A 21,444-nucleotide genomic window follows, 5' to 3' on the forward strand; every position below is an offset into this window, starting at 1 on the left:
TGCGAACGGGCTGTTTAGCGGACGAGTCAAACACCTGGAGCGGCCGCGAACCCCTGACGGAGACTCACAGCGAGGAACCCCCGTGGGCGTCCGGCGCGCGACGCCGAGCGCGCGGAGCGGGGCGAGGCCGACCGTTCGTCGTGCCGTGATTCCTCGTCGAGGTCCGAGAGGGAGTTGCACCGATGGCAGTACCGCAGGAGAGATGCCTGGACCAGCTGTTCGCCGCGCAGGCCGCGCGAACGCCGGACGGCATAGCGCTCACCCACCGGGAGCGGTCGCTGAGCTACGCGGAGCTGGACGCCCGCTCCGACCGGCTGGCCCGGCTGCTGGTGGCCGGGGGCGCCGGACCGGAGCGGTTCGTCGCCTTGGTGCTCCCGCGCTCGGCCGACCTGCTGGTCGCCGTCCTCGCCGTGCTCAAGTCCGGCGCGGCGTACGTTCCGGTCGACCCCGAGTACCCGGCCGAGCGGATCGGCTACGTGCTCGACGACGCGGACGCGGTGCTCACCCTGACCACCGCCGAGGTCGCCGAACGGCTCGGCCCGCCGGCCGCCGGCACCCGGCGGCTGGTGCTGGACGCGCCGGAGACCGAGGCCGCGGTGACGGCGGCCCAGGGGATCGACCTGGCCGCCGTGCGGCGCTCGCCCGACCACGCCGCCTACGCCATCTACACCTCGGGCTCCACCGGCCGGCCCAAGGGCGTGGTCGTCCCGCACCGCAACGTGGTGCGGCTGCTCACGAGCACCGCGCACTGGTACGCCTTCGACGAGACGGACGTCTGGCCGCTCTTCCACTCCTTCGCCTTCGACGTCTCGGTCTGGGAGATCTGGGGAGCGCTGCTGCACGGCGGCCGGCTGGTGGTGGTGCCGCAGGAGGTGACCCGGTCGCCGGCCGAGTTCCTGCGGCTGCTGGTGACCGAGCGGGTGACGGTGCTGAACCAGACGCCCTCGGCCTTCTACCAGTTGCTCGCGGCCGACCTGGCCGAGCCCGAGCTCGGCGACCGGCTGACGCTGCGCCGGATCGTCCTGGCCGGCGAGGCCCTCGACCTCGGCCGGCTGGCGGACTGGTACCGGCGGCACGCCGACACCGCCCCGGTGCTGGTCAACATGTACGGGATCACCGAGACCACGGTGCACGCCTCCTACCTGGCGCTGGACCGCGCCTCGGCCGCGGCCGCCGAGGGCAGCGACGTCGGGGTGGCCATCCCCGACCTCGACTTCCACGTGCTGGACGGCGGGCTGCGTCCGGTCGCCCCGGGCGAGGTGGGCGAGCTGTACGTCGCCGGGCCGGGGCTGGCCCGCAACTACGCCAACCGCCCCGGCCTGACCGCGGCCCGCTTCGTCGCCTGCCCGTTCGGCGCCCCCGGCGCCCGGATGTACCGCTCCGGCGACCTGGTGCGGCTCCAGCCGGACGGCGGCCTGGAGTACCAGCGGCGCAGCGACGACCAGGTGAAGGTCCGCGGCTTCCGGATCGAGCCCGGCGAGATCGAGGACGCGCTGCGGCGCGACCCCGCCGTCGGACAGGCCGTGGTGCTGGTCCGCGAGGACCGGCCGGGGGACCGCCGGCTGGTCGCCTACCTGGTGCCCGCCGAGGCCGGCGGCACGGTGCCGGCCCCGTCCCGGCTGCGCGAGCACCTGCTGCGCTCGCTGCCCTCGCACATGGTCCCGAGCGCCTTCAAGGCGCTGGACCGGTTCCCGCTGACCGTCAACGGCAAGCTGGACCGCCGGGCGCTGCCCGCCCCGTCCCGCCGGGACAGCCTGGACGCCGTCCCGGTGGCCCCGCGCACGGAGACCGAGCGGGTGCTCGCCGGGATCTGGTGCGAGGTGCTCGGCCTCGACGACGTCGGTGTCGCCGACGACTTCGCCGAACTCGGCGGCGACTCGCTGGCGATGGCCCGGGTGGCGTCCCGGATCCACGCCGCGACCGGGGTCCGGCTGCCGGTGTGGACCCTGTTCCGGCACCGCACCGTCGAGGCGCTGACGGCCGCGCTCCTCGCCGGGACGGACGCGCTGCCCGCCGGGGCGGACGCCGTGCGGGCCATCCCGCCGGCCGACCGCACCGGCCGGCTGCCGCTCTCCTCGACCCAGCGGCGCTTCTGGTTCACCCAGCGGTTCGACCCGGAGAGCGCCGCCGCCAACGTGCACACCGCGTTCCGGCTGCGCGGCACCCTCGACCCGGCGGCGCTGCACACCGCGCTGCGGCAGCTGATCGACCGCCACGAGCCGCTGCGCACCACCTTCGCCGAGGACGCGGACGGGCCCTTCCAGGTGATCCACCCGGCCGGGAGCACGGAGGTCCCGCTGGAGCTCGCGGACCTGTCCGGCATCGCGGGCGCGCAGCAGCGGGCCGCCGCGCTGGACGAGCTGCTGCGGGCCGAGGTCGCCCGGCCGTTCGACCTGCGCCGCGGCCCGGTGCTGCGGGCGCTGCTGGTCCGGCTGGCCGACCGGGACCACCTGCTGGCGCTCGGGGTGCACCACGCCGCCACCGACGGCTGGTCCACCGGCGTGCTGACCGCCGAACTGAGCGCCCGCTACACCGCCACGGCCACCGGTGCGCCGGCCGCGCTGGCGCCGCTGGCGACCGGCTACGCCGATTACGCGGCCTGGCAGCGCGAACACCTCGACGACGCCCGGACCGAGGAGCAGCTCGCCTACTGGCGGCAGCGGCTGGACGGCGTCGAGCCGCTGCGGCTGCCCACCGACCGGCCCCGCCCGGCGGTCCGCGGCTCGGCCGGCGCGGTGCACCGCCGTACCGTGGACCGCCGGGTCACCGCCGCCCTGAAGACGCTCGCCGCGACCGGCGGCGGCACCCTGTTCACGGTGCTGGCCGGCGCCGCCCAGCTGCTGCTGGCCCGGCTGACCGGGCAGCGGGACGTGGCCGTGGGCACCGCCGTGTCGGGCCGTGAACGGCCCGAGCTGGAGGGGCTGGTCGGCGCGTTCATCAACACCGTGGTGCTGCGCGCCACGGTGGACGGCCACCGCTCGTTCCGGGACTTCCTGGGCGAGGTGGGGGAGGCCGCGCTCGCCGCCTTCGCCCACCAGGAGGTGCCGTTCGAACGGCTGGTGGAGGAGCTCTGCACGGAGCGGGACCCGAGCCGCACCCCGCTGGTCGAGGCGCTGGTGGTGCTGCAGAACGCGCCGGCCGGCGGGCTGGACCTGCCCGGCCTGCACGGCGAGCGGGTCGACCTGCCGCGCACCGCGGCCGTGCTGGACCTGACCCTGGAGTTCACCGAGCGCCAGGGCGCGCTGGACCTGATGGTCGAGTACAACACCGACCTGTTCGACCCGGTGACCGTCGAGCGGATCGCCGACCACCTGTGCGTCCTGCTGGCCGCGGTGGCCGCCGACCCGGACCGCCCGATGGCACGGCTGCCGCTGGAGGACGAGGCCGAGCGCGAGCGCCGGCTGGCCGCCTGGAACGACACCGCGGACGACTACCCGACGGACCGCCCGGTGCACCTGCTCTTCGCCGGGCAGGCCGCCCTGCGGCCGACCGCGGTCGCCGTGTGGTCCGAGGGCGAGCAGCTCGGCTACGCCGAACTGGACGCCCGGGCCAACCGCCTGGCGCACCACCTGGTGGCGCTCGGGGTCGGCCGTGACGTCCCGGTCGGGCTGTACCTGGAGCGCTCGCCGGAGCTGCTGGTCGCCCTGCTCGCGGTGCTGAAGGCCGGCGGCGCCTACGTGCCGCTGGCCCCCGGGCTGCCGGCCGAGCGGCTGCGGTACATCATCGAGGACACCGGTGCGCCGGTGCTGATCAGCACCACCGCGCGGGCCGAGGAGCTGCCGACGGGCGACGGTCCCGCCGTCGTGCTGCTGGACCGCGCGGCGGACCGGGCCGCGATCGCCGCCCGTCCGGCCACCGCGCCCCGCGTCCACACCCACCCCGAGGACCTGGCCTACCTCGTCCACACCTCCGGTTCGACCGGACTGCCCAAGGGCGTGATGGTCTCGCACCGCTCGCTCGCCGACCTCTGCGGCTGGCACGTCCGGGCCCACCGGGTCGGCCCCGCCGACCGGGCCTCGCAGGTGGCCGGGCTGGGCTTCGACGCGGCGGTGTGGGAGATCTGGCCCTACCTGACCGCCGGCGCCCGGATCGACCTGCCCGGTGAGGCCGCGCTGGGGAACCCGGCGGCGCTGGTGGACTGGTTCACCGAGCGCGGCACCACCGTCTGCTTCCTGCCCACGCCGCTCGCCGAGGTGGTGCTGGACCAGCCCGCGATCGGCCGGACCGCCCTGCGCACGGTGCTGACCGGCGGCGACACGCTGCACCGCCGCCCGGCCCCCGGCCTGCCGTTCCGCCTGGTCAACAACTACGGGCCGACCGAGTACACGGTGGTCGGGACGGCCGGCGAGGTGGCGGCGGAGAGCCCGGACGGCTGGGCCCCCGGCATCGGCGGCCCGGTCGCCAACACGGCCGCCCACGTGCTGGACCGCTACGGCCGGCCGGTGCCGGTCGGCGTGCCCGGCGAGCTGTACCTGGCCGGGGCCGGGCTGGCCCGCGGCTACGCCAACCGCCCGGCGCTGACCGCCGAGCGTTTCGTCGCCGACCCGTTCGGCGCGCCCGGCACCCGGATGTACCGGACCGGGGACCTGGTGCGCCGCCGGGCCGACGGCACCCTGGACTACCTGGGCCGGGCCGACGACCAGGTCAAGCTGCGCGGCTACCGGATCGAGCTCGGCGAGATCGAGAGCGTGGTCGCCGGCCTGCCGGAGGTGGCCCAGGCCGCCGTGCTGGTCGAGGGCGACCGCGGCCGGAACCGGCGGCTGGCCGCGTACGTGGTGGCCGAGGCGGGGGCCGCGGCGGACCCCGCCGCGCTCACCGCCCGGGTCGCCGAGGTGCTGCCCGAGTACATGGTGCCGTCCCGCTTCACGGTGCTGGAGCGGATGCCGCTCACCCCGAACGGGAAGGTCGACCGCCGGGCGCTGGCCGCGCTGCGCCCGGCACCGCAGGCCGACGGGGCCGGGGCGCCGCCGGTCCGGGTGGCCCCGCGCACCCCGGTGGAGCGGCGGCTGTGCGCGATCTGGTCCGAGGTGATCGGGGTCCCGGAGGTGGGCGTCGAGGACAACTTCTTCGCCCTGGGCGGCGACTCGATCCTCAGCCTCCAAGTGGTGGCCCGGGCCCGGCGCGCCGGACTGCGGCTCACCTCCAAGGACCTGTTCCGCCGACAGACCGTCGCCGCGCTGGCGGCCCACCTGAGCTGGGAGCAGACGCCCGAGGAGGGCGCCGCGGACGGCGAGCCGGAGGCCGCGGCCGCGCCGGAGCGCACGCCCGTGCTGCCGATCCAGCAGCTCTACCTGAGCCGGTCGGCCGAGCCGACCGCCTTCCACCAGTACCTCACGCTCGACCTGGCGGCGGACTGCGACCCCGTCGCGCTGGCCACCGCCCTGTCCGCGCTGGTCGCGCGGCACGAGGCGCTGCGGCTGCGCTTCGCCGAGGTGGACGGGCGCTGGACCCAGCTGCCGGACGCCCCGGCCGAGCCCGCCGGGCATGCGGAAACGATTCTGCGGACCGTCCCGCTGGCCGGGCTCGCCGAACAGCGGGCCGGCGCCCTGGTCGACGAGCACACCGCGCGGGCGCACGCCGAACTCGACCCGCGGGCCGGCGAACTGCTGCGCGCGGTGCTCTTCCACGGCGGCCCGCAGGGCGCCCGGCTGCTGCTGGTGGCCCACCACCTGGTGGTGGACGGCGTCTCCTGGCGCACCCTGCTGGAGGACCTGGAGCACGCCTACCGGCAGGCCCGGGCGGGCGGGCCGATCGACCTGGGCCCCCGCTCCCACTCCTTCGCCGCCTGGTGCCGACGGCTCGCCCGGGCCGCCTCGGACGGCACCTTCGACGGCGAACTCGGCCACTGGGCCGGGCTGTTCGCGGACGGCGCGGCCGAGGTGCCGCACGTCCGACCGGACGGTCCCGGCGAGCCCGCCAACCTCGTCTCGGGCACCCGCGAGGTGCGGGTGGCCCTGGACGAGCGGACCACCGCCGCGCTGCTCCGCGAGGTGCCGCCGGTCTACCGCACCGAGGTCAACGACGTCCTGCTGGCCGCCCTCGCCCCGGTGCTTGCCGAGTGGACCAGGCGCGAGCGGACGGTGATCGCCCTGGAGGGGCACGGCCGCGAGGAGATCGGCGCGGGCCCCGACCTGACCCGCGCGGTCGGCTGGTTCACCTCGTACTTCCCGGTGGCGCTCACCGCCCGGGCCGGCGCGGGGCCGCGCGAGCTGCTCCGCTCGGTCAAGGAGCAGCTGCGCGCCGTCCCCGGGCGCGGGCTGGGCTACGGCGTGCTGCGCCACCTGGCCGGGGCGCCCGAACTCGCCGCGCACCCGCTGCCGAGGGTCAGCTTCAACTACCTGGGCCGGTTCGGCGGCGCGGCCGCACCCGGCGGCCTGGTCACGGCCGTCTCCGACCTCGGCCTCCACCAGGACCCGGCGGCCCGGCGGATGCACCTGCTGGACATCGTCGGCCAGGTCCGGGACGGTCGGCTGGAGTTCACCTGGTCCTACGGCGAGGGACTGCACAGCCGGGAGACCGTGCGCGCGCTGGCCGAGGGCTTCGCGGCCCGGCTGGTCGCCCTGGTCGCGCACTGCGCCGAACCGGGCGCGGGCGGCCGGACGCCCTCCGACTTCCCGCTCGCCGGGCTCGACCAGGACGCCCTGGACCGGCTGGTCGGCGACGGCACGGCGGTCGAGGACGTCTACCCGCTGACGCCGATGCAGAGCGGCATGGTGCTGCAGAGCCTGCTCGACCCCGAGCGCGGGCTCTACCTGGAGCAGAACCACGTCGAGCTGGCCGGCGTGGACCGGCCCGAACTGCTCGCCCCGGCCTGGCAGCGGGTGGTCGACCGGACCCCGGTGCTGCGCACCGCCGTGCACCGGCGCGGCCTGCCCGAGCCGCTCCAGGTGGTCCACCGCGAGGCCGCGCTGACGGTCACCCGGCTCGACTGGCGGGGCCTCGACCCGGCGGCCCGGCAGCACGCCACCGAGCGCCACCTGGCCGAGGACCGGGCCCGCGGCCTGGACTTCGAGGCCGCCCCGCTCTCCCGGGTGGCGGTGGCCCGGCTGGACACCGACCGGGTCCAGCTGTTCTGGACCTTCCACCACGCCCTGCTGGACGGCTGGAGCGCGATGCGCCTGCTCGGCGACGTCCTCGCCGAGTACGCCGCGCTGGCCGCCGGCACCACCTCCGTCGAGCGGCCGCGCCGCCCCTACCGGGACTACGTGGCCCACCTGGCCGCCCGGGACCACACGGCGGCCGCGGACTACTGGCGCCCCGCGCTGGCCGGCCTGACCGCGCCCACCGCGCTGCCGTACGACCGGCCCGCGGTGCCGGGACGGCCCGCCGCGTCCTCGGCGCAGACCCGGCTGCGGCTGCCCGAGCAGGTCTCGGCCCGGCTGCACGCCGCCGCCCGGGACGCCCGGGTCACCATGAACACCCTGGTCCAGGGCGTCTGGGCGCTGCTGCTCGCGCACTACAGCGGCGACCGGCGGGTCTGCTTCGGCGCCACCGTGGTGGGCCGCCCGGCCGAGCTGGACGGGGTCGAGGAGATGATCGGCCTCTTCATCAACACCCTGCCGGTGCGCGCCGAGGTCGACCGGGACGCCCCGCTCGCCGACTGGCTCCGCCGGTTGCAGGCCGACCAGGCCGAGGCCCGCCAGCACGAGCAGGTCCCGCTGCACCAGCTGCGGGCCTGGGCCGGGCTGCGCGGCGAGGCCCAGCTGTTCGACAGCTGCGTGGTCTTCGAGAACTACCCGTTCGACCGGGAGCTGGTGGCCGGGTACGGCCTGGAGCTGCTCGACATCCAGGCCGTCACCGGCACCAACTTCCCGCTGAACCTGATCGGTTACGCGGCGAACGGCCTGTCGCTGGTGCTGCACTACGACCCGGAGCGCTTCCACCCGGCCACCGTGCGGCGGATCGCCGCCGAGCTGGCGGAGCTGCTCACCGCGGTCGCCGCCGACCCGGACCGGGTGATCGGCACGCTGCCGGTGCTCGCCGGGCCCGGCCCGGCCGACGGCGCCGCACCCGCCCGGGCACTCCCGGCCGCGGCGCCGTCCGCGCGCCCGGCGGCCGGCCGGGTGGCACCGCGGACACCCGCCGAGGAGGCGGTCGCGGAGCTCTGGGCCGAGGTGCTGGATGTCGCCGGATTCGGCGTCGAGGACAGCTTCTTCGACCTCGGCGGCGACTCGATCGGGACGCTGCGCCTGCTCTCCCGGATGTCGGTGGTGTTCGGGGTGGACCTCTCGCCCCGGGACCTGTTCGACGGGCCGACCGTCGCGGAGCTCGCGGCGGTCGTCGAGGAAAAGATCCTGGCCGGTCTGGAGCGGACGGCCGGAGGCGGCACCGATGACGCGGCCTGACCCGAAACCCGACCCCCGGACCATCCAGAGCCACACCCACACCCACACCGAGAAGGCGAGCATGGACAGCACGAGTGCGCGGGCCGACCGGATCGCCGCCCTGCCGGCCCACCTGCGGGAGCAGCTGCGGAGCCGGCTGAGCGGCGCGGCGGCCCGGCCCGACGGGGACGCGGCGGACGCCGGGATCCCCCGCACCGACCGCGCGGGCGGCCTCCCGCTCTCCTCGGCCCAGCAGCGGCTCTGGTACCTGCACGAGGTGGACCCGGCGAGCGTCGAGTACAACACCCTGCACGCGGTGCGGCTGGCCGGCGCACTGGACGAGGCGGCGCTGCGGACGGCGCTGCGGCAGCTGGTGGCCCGGCACGAGTCCCTGCGCACCGTGTTCGAGCCCGGGGCCGGCACCGGCCTGCAGCGGGTCCTGCCGGAGGCCAGTGCGGAGCTCGCCGTCGTCGACCTGACGCGCCGCCGGGACGGCGAACAGGCGCTCACGGCGGCCCTGGAAGCCGAGGCCCGCCACCCGTTCGACCTGCGGCGCGGCCCGCTGCTGCGCCCGGTGCTGATCCGGCTGGCCGAGCGGGAGCACGTGCTGGCGCTGAGCCTGCACCACATCGTCACCGACGGCTGGTCGATGGGCGTCCTGCTCGCCGACCTCGCCGCGCTCTACACCGCGCGGACCACCGGCACCGAGGCCGCGCTGGCGGAACTCACCGTCCAGTACCCGGACTTCGCCCGCTGGCAGCTGGAGCGGGCGGCCGGCGAACAGCTCCGCGCCGACCTGGAGTACTGGCGCGGGCAGCTGGCCGACCTGCCGCCGCTGGACCTGCCGACCGACGCGCCGCGCCCGCCGGTGCGCTCCGGCGCCGGGGCGATGCACGAGTTCGCGGTGCCCGCGGAGCTCGCCGAGCGGCTGCGCGGGCTCTCCCGGGCCGGCGGGGCCACCCTGTTCATGACCCTCGTCGCCGCCGTCCAGCTGCTGCTGGCCCGGTGGACCGAGCAGTCCGACGTGGCGGTGGCGACCGCCGTCTCCGGCCGCACCCGCGCCGAGACCGAGCCGCTGGTCGGCTTCTTCGTCAACAACCTGGTGCTGCGCTCCCGGGTCGACGAGGCCCGCTCCTTCACCGAGCTGCTGGACCGGGTGCGCACCACCGTGCTGGACGCGCTGAAGCACCAGGAGCTGCCGTTCCAGCAGGTCGTGGAGGAGGTGCGGGCCGAACGGGACCCGGCCCGCCCGCCGCTGGCCGGCGTCGCGGTCAACCTGCACAACACCCCGCGCCCGACCGGCGGGTTCGCCGGACTGGAGCCGGCCGAGGTCCGCCCGCCGGTGCTGACCGCCAGCCTCGACCTCTCCTTCGACTTCTTCGAGCGCGACGGCGGCCTGACCGGCTACCTCGGCTACAGCACCGACCTGTTCACCGCGCCCACCGCGGCGCGGCTGGCCGACCGGCTGCTCACCCTGCTGGAACTGCTGGCCGAGCGGCCCGGCACCGCCCTGCACCGGCTGCCGCTGCTCGGCGAGGCGGAGCGGCGGGAACTGGCCGACCGGACCGGCGGCGCGCCGCGGTGGCCGACCGGGACGGTGCCCGCGCTGTTCGCCGCCCGGGTCGCCGCGCACCCCGCGGCCCCCGCCCTGATCGGCGCCACCGAGACCCTCGACTACGCCGAACTCGACCGCCGCGCCAACCGGCTGGCCCACCTGCTGATCGCCCGCGGCGCCGGGCCGGAGCGGCTGGTCGCGGTCGGCCTGCCCCGCTCGCCGGCCGCGATCGTGACGATCCTGGCGGTGCTCAAGAGCGGTGCCGGCTACCTGCCGCTGGACCTCGCCCACCCCGACGAGCGGCTGCGCCTGATCCTGGCCGACGCGGCCCCACTGCTGCTGGTCACCGAACCGGCCGCCGCCGAACGCCTGGCCGCCCTCGCCGACCCGGCCGACCTCGCCGGGGTGCTCGTCCCGGACGAGCCGGACACCGCGGCCGAGCTGGCCGCGCTCCCGGACACCGCCCCGGCGGGCGGACCGGACCCGGCCCACCCGGCCTACGTCATCTACACCTCCGGCTCCACCGGCCGCCCCAAGGGCGTCCTGGTCACCCACACCGGCGTGCACGAGATGGCGGCCGCCTCGGCCGCCCGGCTCGGCGTCGGCCCGGGCTCCCGGGTGCTGCAGTTCGCCTCGCCCGGCTTCGACGCGGCGTTCTACGAGCTGAGCACCGCCCTGCTGACCGGCGCCGCCCTGGTGGTCGCCGACCAGGCGGAGCTGCTGCCCGGCGACCCGCTGGTCGGCACGCTGACCGGCCACCGGGTCACCCACGTCACGCTGCCGCCCAGCGCGCTCACCGCGCTGCGCCCCGAGGCGGTGCCGCCCGGCCTGACCCTGGCGGTGGCCGGCGAGGCCTGCCCGCCCGCGACGGCCCGGCTCTGGTCCCGGGGCCGACGCATGATCAACGCCTACGGGCCGACCGAGGCGACGGTCTGCTCGACCATGAGCGACCCGCTGGACCCGGCCGACCTCACCGACGACCGTCCGGTGCCGATCGGCCGCCCGATCAGCGGCACCCGGGTCCACCTGCTCGACCGCCGGCTGCGCCCGGTGCCGGTCGGCATGCCGGGCGAGGTCTACCTGGCCGGCCCCGGACTGGCCCGCTGCTACCGGGGCCGCCCCGACCTGACCGCCGAGCGCTTCGTGGCGAACCCGTTCGGCGCGCCGGGGGAGCGGATGTACCGGGCCGGCGACCGCGCCCGCCGGCTGCCCGACGGCACCCTGGAGTACCTCGGCCGCACCGACGACCAGGTCAAGCTGCGCGGCTTCCGGATCGAGCCGGGGGAGATCGAGGCCGTGCTGGCCCGCTGCCCGGGCGTCGCCGCCGTGGCCGTCGCGGTCAAGCGGGACGGGCGCGGCACCCGCCGGCTGGTTGCCTACCTGGCCGCCGAGGACGGGCGGGACGCGCCGGACACCGCCGCGCTGCGGGCGCACGCCCGGGCCCGGCTGCCCGAGTACATGGTCCCCGCGGCCTTCGTCCAGCTGCCCGCGCTGCCGCTGAACGCCAACGGCAAGGTCGACCGCCGGGCGCTGCCCGACGCCGACCCGCGGCTCGAACCCGGCACCGCGCACACCGCGCCGCGTACCCCGGCCGAGGAACTGCTCGCGGGCATCTGGGCCGAGCTGCTCGGACTGCCCCGGGTCGGCGTCGAGGACAACTTCTTCGACCTCGGCGGCGACTCCATCCTCGGCCTCCAGGTGGTCGCCCGGGCCCGGGACGCGGGCCTGCCGCTCACTGCCAAGCACACCTTCCGGCACCAGACCGTCGCCGCCCTGGCCGCCGCGGCCGAGGCCGAGGGCGCGGGGACCGGCCCGGTCGCGGACCGCGGCCCGGTGACCGGCGAGCTGGCGCCGACCCCGATCCAGCACTGGTTCTTCGAACGGCTCGGCGCCAGCCTCGACCGCTTCAACCAGGCCGTGCTGGTCGAACTCGGCGAGCGGCCGGTCGAGTCGGCGCTGCGCGCCGCGCTGGACGCGTTGCCCGCCCACCACGACGCGCTGCGGCTGCGGGCCGAACCGGCCGCGCACGGCCGGCGGCTGCACCACGCGGCCGCCGAGCCGCACACCGTCCTCGAACGGCTGGACCTGTCCGACCGCCCCGCCGCCGAGCAGGACGCCGTCATGCGGGCCGCCAACGAGCGGGCCCAGACCGGCTTCGACCTGGCCACCGGCCCGCTGGTGCGGGCCCGGCTGTTCGACCTCGGCGCCGGACGGCCGGCCCGGCTGCTCGTGGTGATCCACCACCTGGTGGTCGACGCCGTCTCCTGGCGGATCCTGCTGGACGACCTGGAACGCGGCTACCGGCAGGCCCTGGCCGGGCGGCCGGTCGAACTGCCCGCCCGCACCACCTCGTTCCGCGACTGGTCGGCCCGGCTCACCGCGCACACCGCCGCCGGGGGCTTCGCCGCCGAGGCCGCGCACTGGGCGGCGGTCGCCGAGACCGCCCGCACCGTCGACCCGCTGCCCGTCGACACCGACCTCAAGGGCGGGAACACCGTCGCCTCCCAGCGCACCGTCACGGTCGCCCTGGACGCCGGACGCACCGGCGCGCTGCTGCGCGACGTCCCCGCCGCCTACCGCACCCGGATCAACGACGTGCTGCTCGGCGCCCTCTGGCGCACCCTGGCCGACTGGACCGGACGCGACACCGCGCTGGTCGCGCTGGAGGGCCACGGCCGCGAGGACCTGTTCGCGGACGTCGACCTGTCCCGCACCGTGGGCTGGTTCACCACGCTCTTCCCGGTGGTCCTGACCGCCGACCCCGGCGCAGGCTGGGGCGAGGTCCTGAAGAGCGTCAAGGAGCAGCTGCGCGCCGTACCCGGCAACGGCCTCGGCCACGGCGCGCTGCGCCACCTCGCCGAGGACGGCGCGCGGCTCGCCGACGGGCCGGAGCCGGAGATCGCCTTCAACTACCTGGGCCGGCTGGACTCCGGCGCCGAACCCCGGGGCCTGCTGCGCGGCCGGCTGACCGCCGAGGGGCACGAACGCGCCCCGGAGCAGGCCAGGACCCAGCTGATCGAGATCAACGGCTGGATCGCCGACGGCGAACTGCGCTTCCACTGGACCTACTCGGCGAACCGGCACCGGCCGGAGACGGTCCGGCGGCTGGCCGAGGCGTTCACCGCCGCGCTCACCGCCGTCGTCGAGCACTGCGCCGCCCCGGACGCGGGCGGCGCCACCCCGTCCGACTTCCCGCTGGCCCGCCTCGACCAGGCCGCGGTGGACCGCCTGGTCGGCGACGGACGCACCGCCGAGGACGTCTACCCGCTGACCCCGGCGCAGAGCGGCATGCTCTTCCACGCGCTCGGCGAGTCCGGCCGGGACACCTACACCGGGCACTTCGGGGTCCGGCTGGACGGGGTCCGCGACCCCGACGCGCTGGCCGCCGCCTGGCAGCGGGTGGTCGACCGGACGCCGGTGCTGCGCACCGAGGTGGTCTGGGAGGGCGTGCCCGAACCGCTCCAGGTGGTCCGCACCGGGGTCACCGTCCCGGTCGAGCGGCTGGACCTGTGCCACCTGGCCCCCGCCGAACAGCGCACCGAGCTGGAGCGGATCTGGCGGGAGCGCACCGCGCACGGCCTCGACCTCGCCACCGCCCCGCTGCTGCGGCTGGCCCTGGTGCGGCTCGGCGCGGACGCGGTGGAGCTGTTCTGGTCGACCCACCACCTGCTGGTGGACGGCTGGAGCTTCGCCGACGTGCTCTCCGAGGTGTTCCGCGAGTACGCCGCGCCGACCGGGGCGGCCCCCATTGCCCGCCGCCCCTACCGCGAGTACGTCCACTGGCTGGCCGGGCAGGACCCGGCGGCGGCCGAACACCACTGGCGCACCGCCCTGAACGGCTTCACCGGCCCCACCCCGCTGCCCTTCGACCGGGCCCCGCTGCGCACCCACGGCGCCCGGTCCTCGCGGGAGGAGCAGATCACCCTCGCACCCGAGCTCACCACCCGGCTCTACGACACCGCCCGCGCGGCCCGGCTGACCGTCAACACCCTGGTCCAGGGCGCCTGGGCGGTGCTGCTCGGCCGCTACAGCGGCGAGCGCGACGTCTGCTTCGGCGCGACCGTCTCCGGCCGCCCGGCCGACCTGCCGGGCGTGGAGTCGATGATCGGACTCTTCATCAACACCGTGCCGGTCCGGATCGCCCTGGACGACGCCGCCCCCGCGCTCGACTGGCTGCACGGCATCCAGCGCGCCCAGGGCGAGGCCCGCCAGTTCGAGCACACCGGCCTGGCCGAGATCCAGCGCTGGACCGGCGCGGCCAGCGGCCGGCTGTTCGACTCCATCGTGGTCTTCGAGAACTACCCGTACGACGGCGCGGCGGCCGCCCGCCACGGCCTGACCGTCGGCGCCTACCGCGGCGACGAGCACACCAACTACCCGCTGATGCTCACCGCGCACGCCGGCGAGGCGCTGCAGCTGGCCGTCGGCTACGACCCGGCGCTGTTCGACCCGGACACCGCCCGCCGGATGGCCGGCCACCTGACCCGGGTGCTCACCGCGCTGGCCGACGCGCCGCACACCCCGGTGGCCGAACTGCCGCTGCTCACCGCGGCGGAGACCCACCACCTGCTGGTCGAGCGGAACGACACCGCCGTCGCCTTCCCGGCCGCGCGCACCGTGCCCGAGCTCTTCGCGGAGCAGGCGCGCCGCACCCCGGAGGCGGTCGCGGTCGCCGACGACACCGTCGAGCTGAGCTACGCCGAACTGGACGCCGAGGCCAACCGGCTGGCCCACCACCTGGTCGGCCTCGGCGTGGCGCCCGGCACCCTGGTCGGCGTCTGCGTCCCCCGCGGCGCCGCCGCGGTGGTCGCGCTGCTGGCCGTCCAGCGGGCCGGCGGGGCCTTCGTCCCGCTGGACCCGGACTACCCGGCCGAGCGGCTGGCCCTGATGCTCGACGACGCGGCCGTCCCGGTGCTGGTCACCACGGAACGCCTGCTGGACCGGCTGGCCGGGCACGCCGCCCGGACGGTCCGCCTGGACCGCGACCGGCCCGCCTGGGCCGACCGGCCGGCCACCCCGCCGGAGCACGGACCCGGCCCGGACGACCTCGCCTACGTCGTCTACACCTCCGGCACCACCGGCCGCCCCAAGGGCGTCATGGTCGAGCACCGCCAGGTCCACCACATGGTGCGCGCCTGGGACGCCCGCTACGGGCTGACCGCGCTGCGGCCCCGGGTGCTCTCGGTCTCCAGCCTCTCCGTCGACCTCTTCTTCGCCGACTTCCTGCTCGCCGCCCTGTTCGGCGGCCGGATGGAAGTCTGCCCCGCCGAGGCGGTCGCCGACCCGGTCGCGCTGACCGACCGGCTGCTCGGCGGCCGGGCCGAACTCCTGGTCACCGTCCCGACGCTGGCCCGCGCGGTGGCCGCCGAGCTGCGCTGGCGCGGCGTCCGCCCGGACCACCTCAAGGTGCTGCTGGTCGGCTCCGAGGGCTTTCCGGCCGACGCGGCCGCCGAGGTGCTGGAGCGGGTCGTCCCCGGCACCGTGGTGGCCAACGCCTACGGCGCGACCGAGACCACGGTCGACTCCACCGCCCACCTGCTCCGCGCGGACACCCCGTCCGGGGCGGCCCACGTCCCGATCGGCCGCCCGCTCGCCAACACCCGGGTGTACGTCCTGGACCGGGAGCTGCGCCCGGTGCCGCTCGGCGTGGTCGGCGAGTGCTGGATCGGCGGCGACGGGGTGGCCCGGGGCTACCTCAACCGGCCCGAACTGACCGCCGACCGCTTCCGCGAGGATCCGTTCGCCAGCGTGCCCGGCGCCCGGATGTACCGCACCGGCGACCTGGTCCGGCACCGGGCCGACGGCGAACTGGAGTGCCTGGGCCGGGCCGACGACCAGGTGAAGATCCGCGGTTTCCGGGTCGAACTCGGCGAGGTGGAGGCCGCGCTGGCCCGCCACCCGCTGGTCGGCGCCGCCGCCGCGGCGGCCCGCCCGGACGGCACCGGACTCGCCCGGCTGACCGGCTACCTCGTCCCGGCCGGGACGGAGCCGCTGCCGGACACCGCCGAACTGCGGACCTGGCTGGCCGAACGGCTCCCCGCCCCCGCCGTCCCCGCGGCCCTGGTCGTCCTGGCCGCCCTCCCGACCACCCCGAGCGGCACCCTGGACCGCAAGGCCCTGCCCGAGCCGGACCGCGAGCCGGACCGGGCCGCCGCAGCCCACCGCGCCCCGCGCGCGGGCACCGAGAGCGTCCTGGCCGCCATCTGGGCCGAGGTGCTCGGCGCCGAACGGATCGGCCGGGACGACGACTTCTTCGACTGGGGCGGCGACTCGGTGCTCAGCATCCGGGTCGTCTCCCGGATCCGCGCCGCCCTCGGGATCGCCGTCCCTCCCCGCCAGCTCTTCGACACCCCGACCGTGGCGGGACTGGCCGTCGCCCTCGCGGGCGAGGCGGGCCGGACCGGCGACGGCACGCCCGGCCCGGTCCCGGTGGACCGAAGCGGGGAACTGCTGCTCTCCTCCGCCCAGCAGCGGCTCTGGTTCCTGCAGGACTTCGCCCCCGCGAGCACCGAGTACAACACCGCGCTCGCGCTGCGGCTCTCCGGCGCACTCGACCTGCCGGCGCTGCGCACCGCGCTGGCGGGCCTGGTCGCCCGGCACGAGGCGCTGCGCACCGGCTACCACACCGTGGCCGGCCGCCCCGTCCAGCGGGTCGACCCGCCGTTCGAACCCGAGCTGCTGGTGGCGGAGTTCACCGACGGACCGGCGGCGCGGCGGGAAGCGGCGGGCCAGGCGTTCCTGCGGGCCCGGATCGAGCAGCCCTTCGACCTGCGCACCGGCCCGGTGCTGCGCGCCGCGCTGGCCGAACTCGGCGACGGCGAGCGGCTGTTCGCCCTGATCATCCATCACATCGCCACCGACGGCTGGTCGATGGACCTGCTGTCGGCCGAGCTGGGCGCCCGCTACGCGGCGGCCGTCGCCGGCGAGCCCTACCGGGCGGCCCCGCTCCCGGCGCAGTACGCGGACTACGCGGCCTGGCAGCGCGGCCGGCTGGACGGCCCCGAGCACGCCGGTCACCTCGCCTACTGGAAGCGGCAGTTGTCCGGGATCGTCCCGCTGGAGCTGCCCACCGACCGGCCGCGCCCCCCGGTGCGCTCCGCCGCCGCCGGGCTGGCCGTCTTCGAGCTGCCCGCCGACCTGGTCACCGGACTGCGGCAGGCGGCCCGGCGCCGGGACGCCACCCTGTTCATGGCGCTGGTCGCGGCCGTCCAGCTGCTGCTGTCCCGGCTGACCGGACAGCCGGACATCGCGGTCGCCACCCCGACCTCCGGCCGCGGCCGGCCCGAACTGGAGGACCTGGTCGGCTTCTTCGTCAACACGGTGGTGCTGCGCACGGCGGTGGACGAGAGCCGTCCGTTCGCCGAACTGCTCGACCGGGTGCGGGAGACCGTCCTGGAAGCCTTCGACCACGAGGAGGCGCCGTTCGACCAGGTGGTCGACGAGCTGAACCCCGACCGCGACCCGAGCCGCACCGCGCTGGCGGAGGTCACCGTCGGCCTGGTGGCCGAACACACCACCGGGCCGGAGCTGCCCGGACTGCGGGCCGAACCGTTCCCGCTGGTCAGCTCCGAGCGCGGCCGCGACCTGGGCTTCGAGTTCTTCAAGCAGCGGGGCCGGCTGATGGCCGCGATCAGCTACAGCACCGCGCTCTTCGACCCGGAGACCATCCAGGGGATGGCCGAGCACCTGCGGGTGCTGCTGGCCGGCGTGGTCGGCGACCACCACCGGATGGCCGAACTCCCGCTCACCGCCACCGGCCCGGCCCCGGCCGACGCTCAGGCCGACCCGGTCTCCCTCGACGACGGCCTGCTCGCGCGGTTCGAACGGACGGCCGCCGCGCACCCGGACGCGCTCGCACTGGTCGCCGACGAGGCCCTCAGCTTCGCCGAGACCAACGCCCGCGCCAACCGGCTCGCCCGGGCCCTGGTGGCCCGCGGCGCCGGACCCGAGCGGGTGGTGGCCGTGCCCGGCGACCGGACCGCCGCCACCGTGGTGGCGATCCTGGCGGTCCTCAAGGCGGGCGCCGCCTACCTGCCCTTCGAACCGGACGCCCCGGCGGAACGGCTGGCGTCTGTCCTCGACGAGGCGGCACCCGTCCTGCTGCTCGGCCCGGCCCGCGCCCTGCCCGCCGACCGGCCGGGCCCGCCCCGGCTCGACCCGGCGGACCTGAGCGATACCGACCTTTCCAGCGCCGACCTGACCGACGCCGACCGCCTCGCGCCGCTGCGCTCCGGGCACCCGGCGTACGTCATCTACACCTCGGGCTCCACCGGCCGCCCCAAGGGCGTGCCGATCGAGCACCGCAACGTCGCCCGCCTGGCCGAGGACGTCCACGGCCGCCCCGGCCGCCCCGTCGGCGGCTCCGCGGACGGCCGGCCGCGCTGCGCGCTCAGCTCCACCCTCGCCTTCGACGCCTCGCTGCTCACCCTGCTCAAGCTGGCCGAGGGCGTGGAGACGCACCTGCTGGACGACCTGACCCGGCGCGACCCGGAGGCCCTGGTCCGCTATGTGCGCGAGCACCGGATCGACCACCTGCACCTCACCCCGGCCTTCGCCGAACAGCTGCTCGCCGCCGGACTGCTGGCGGCCGACGGACACCGGCCGAGCCTGCTGGTGGTCGGCGGCGAAGCGGTCGGCGAGGCGCTCTGGCAGCGGCTGGCCACCGCCCCGGGCCTGGTCGCGGAGAACTCCTACGGCCCCACCGAGTGCACGGTGCAGACGCTCTGGACCGCGCTGCGGCCCGACCGGCGCCCGCACCTGGGCCGCCCGGTCGGCGACACCTCGGCGTACCTGCTCGACCGCTACCTGCGGCCGGTCCCGACCGGCGTGCCGGGGGAGCTCCACCTGGCCGGCGGCCAGCTCGGCCGCGGCTACCTGGGCCGCCCCGGGCCGACCGCGGAACGCTTCGTGGCGAACCCCTTCGGTCCGCCGGGCAGCCGGATGTACCGCACCGGCGACCTGGCCCGCCGCCGCCCGGACGGCACCCTGGAGTTCCTCGGCCGGACCGACGACCAGGTGAAGATCCGCGGCTTCCGCGTCGAACCCGGCGAGGTCCGGGCCCTGCTGGCGGCCCGTCCGGAGGTCGGGACGGCCGTCGTCCTGGTCCGGCCCGGCCCGGGCGGCACGCCGCAGCTGGTCGCCTATGTCACCGCCCGGCCGGGCCACCGGCCGGACGTGACCGAGCTGCGCGAGCACGCCCGGCAGGCGCTGCCCCCGTACCTGGTCCCGGCGGTCGTCGTGCTGCTCGACGAACTGCCGCTCACCGCGAACGGCAAGGTCGACAAGCGGGCGCTGCCCGCCCCGGCCACCGCCGCGGCGGGGGAGGGGTACCGGCCGCCGGCGGACGGCGTCGAGGCGGAGCTCGCCCGGATCTGGGCCGAGGTGCTCGGCGTCGAACGGATCGGCGCGGACGACGACTTCTTCGACCGGGGCGGCGACTCCATCCTCAGCATCCAGGCGGTGCACCGGATCCGCCAGGCCGGGCTGCGGGTGGTCTCCAAGGACCTCTTCCTGCACCCGACCGTGGCCCGGCTGGCTCAGGTGGTCACCCCGGCGGAGCCGACGGCGGACGCGACCGCCGGGCCCGGCGCGGGCCCGGTGACCGGCACCGTGCCGCTCACCCCGATCCAGCACGACTTCCTGACCGGCGACCCGGTGCGGCCCGCCCACTTCACCCAGTCCGTCCTGCTCGAACTCGTCGACGGCGTGGACGAGCGGGCCCTGGCGGCGGCCCTGGCGGCGCTGCCGGACCACCACGACATGCTGCGGGCCCACTACCGGCCGGCCGAGGGCGGCTGGCAGCAGGAGGTGGGCCCGGTGGCCCCGGACCTGCTGCCGCTGGAGCGGCACGACCTGGCCGGCCTGCCGGAGGCCGAACGCGCCGCCCGGCTGGACCGGTTGGCCACCGAGGCCGACGCCGGACACGACCTGGCGGCCGGCCGGCTCGGCCGGGCCCTGCTGTTCGACCTCGGCCCCGGCCGGCGCCGCCGCCTCTTCGTCACCCTGCACCACCTGGTCGTCGACGCGGTCTCCTGGCGGATCCTGCTCGACGACCTGGCCACCGCCTACCGGCAGGCCGCCGACGGCGAGCCGGTCCGGCTGCCGGCCCGCACCACCTCCTTCCGGGAGTGGTCGCGGCGGCTGCGCCAGCACACCCTGGAGGGCGGCTTCGACGCCGAACGGCCGCACTGGACGGCGCTGCCCGAAGCCGGGCGGATCCCCCGGGACGAACCCGGCGAGTTCCGCCGCGGCGACGTCCGCTGGGTCGAGGTGGAGCTGGACGAGACCGAGACCGACCGGTTCCTGAACCAGGCCACCGGTCGGCTCCGGACCGGGCCGCGGGACCTGCTGCTCGCCGCGCTGGCCGGCACGCTGGCCCGCTGGACCGGGCGGCGGCAGGTCGCCGTCGGCCTGGAGGGCCACGGCCGGGAGGACCTCTTCGAGGACGTCGACCTGTCCCGGACCGTCGGCTGGTTCACTACCCGCTACCCGGTGCTGCTGGACCTGCCGCCGGCGGCACTTCCTGTCCCGGACGGATCCCCGGACGGCGCCGACTGGCGCGCCCTCGCCCGGGCGGTCCGCGGGCAGCTGCGCGCGGTGCCCGGCAACGGGCTCGGTCACGGCGCGCTGCGCCGGCTGTCCGCCGAAGGCCTGCCGGCCGGGCCCTTCCCCGAGGTGGTCCTCAACTACCACGGCCGGACCGCGGTGGCCGAGCCGGACGGCGACGGCCCGGTGCACGCCGTGCTGCCCTCGGTCGGCCGCGACCGCAGCCCCGACGCCCGCGAGGGGCACCTGATCGAGCTGGTCGGCGCGGTGAGCGCCGGACGGCTCCGGCTGACCTGGTACTACGCGCGGACGGTGCACCGACGGGCCACCGTCCAGCGGCTGGCCGAGGACCACCTCGCGCTGCTGCGCGCCGCCGCCCGTCCGAACGAGGAATGGTGATCCATGGATGACGCGTACCTCCACGAGCTGCTCACCGGGCTGGCCCGGGCCCACCGGGTGCCCGGCGCCCAGCTGGTGGTCCGCTCCGCCGGCCGCTGGGCCGGTGCCGTCACGGGCACGACGGCGGTGGACGGCGGGGGACCGGTGGAGCGGGACTCGGCGTTCCCGGTCTCCTCGCTGACCAAGCCGTTCACCGCGGCGCTGGTGCTGATGCTGGCCGCCGACGGCGACCTCGACCTCGACGAGCCGGTGACCGATCAGCTCCCGGAGGCCGGGCTGGAGTCGAAGGCGACACTCCGCCAGCTGCTCAGCCACACCGGCGGACTGGCCGCCAACCTGCCCGAGGAGGACGGGCACCCGGACGACCTGGCCCGCTGGGTGGCCAAGTCCGCCCGCCGGCTCACCCCGGTGGCCGAGCCCGGCGCCGCCTTCTCCTACTCCAACGTCGGCTACGTGCTGGCCGGCCGGCTGGTCGAGCGGACCACCGGGATGAGCTGGGCCCGGGCCATGGAGGTGATGCTGCTGCGACCGCTCGGCCTGCCGCCGGGGTCCGCCCCCGGGGGCGGGCGCCCGCCGGTGCCGGGCCACCTGGTCCGCCGCTCGGACGGCCTGGTGGTCCCG

The 21,444-nt window shown here is 76.8% G+C and carries 3 protein-coding genes; all 3 read left to right on the forward strand.

The annotated features are described in order from the left end of the window. Positions 1-182: 182 nt before the first annotated feature. On the forward strand, positions 183-8,345 hold the full coding sequence (locus tag AB0N76_RS28245; protein WP_363561734.1) for an amino acid adenylation domain-containing protein: 8,163 nt from the start codon (positions 183-185) through the stop codon (positions 8,343-8,345). Between the two features lie 61 nt (positions 8,346-8,406). Further along, positions 8,407-20,823 (forward strand): amino acid adenylation domain-containing protein, encoded by a 12,417-nt coding sequence (locus AB0N76_RS28250; protein WP_363561736.1) that lies wholly within the window; start codon positions 8,407-8,409, stop codon positions 20,821-20,823. Between the two features lie 3 nt (positions 20,824-20,826). Then, positions 20,827-21,444: serine hydrolase domain-containing protein (locus AB0N76_RS28255; protein ID WP_363561738.1), on the forward strand; the 618-nt coding region annotated here is incomplete at its 3' end.

It is taken from the genome of Kitasatospora sp. NPDC093806 (genome assembly GCF_040683335.1).
Lineage (GTDB): Bacteria > Actinomycetota > Actinomycetes > Streptomycetales > Streptomycetaceae > Kitasatospora.

Coding starts and splice junctions, on each gene's coding strand:
- AB0N76_RS28245 (WP_363561734.1), top strand. CDS start 183: ATGGCAGTACCGCAGGAGAGATGCCTGGACCAGCTGTTCGCCGCGCAG.
- AB0N76_RS28250 (WP_363561736.1), top strand. CDS start 8,407: ATGGACAGCACGAGTGCGCGGGCCGACCGGATCGCCGCCCTGCCGGCC.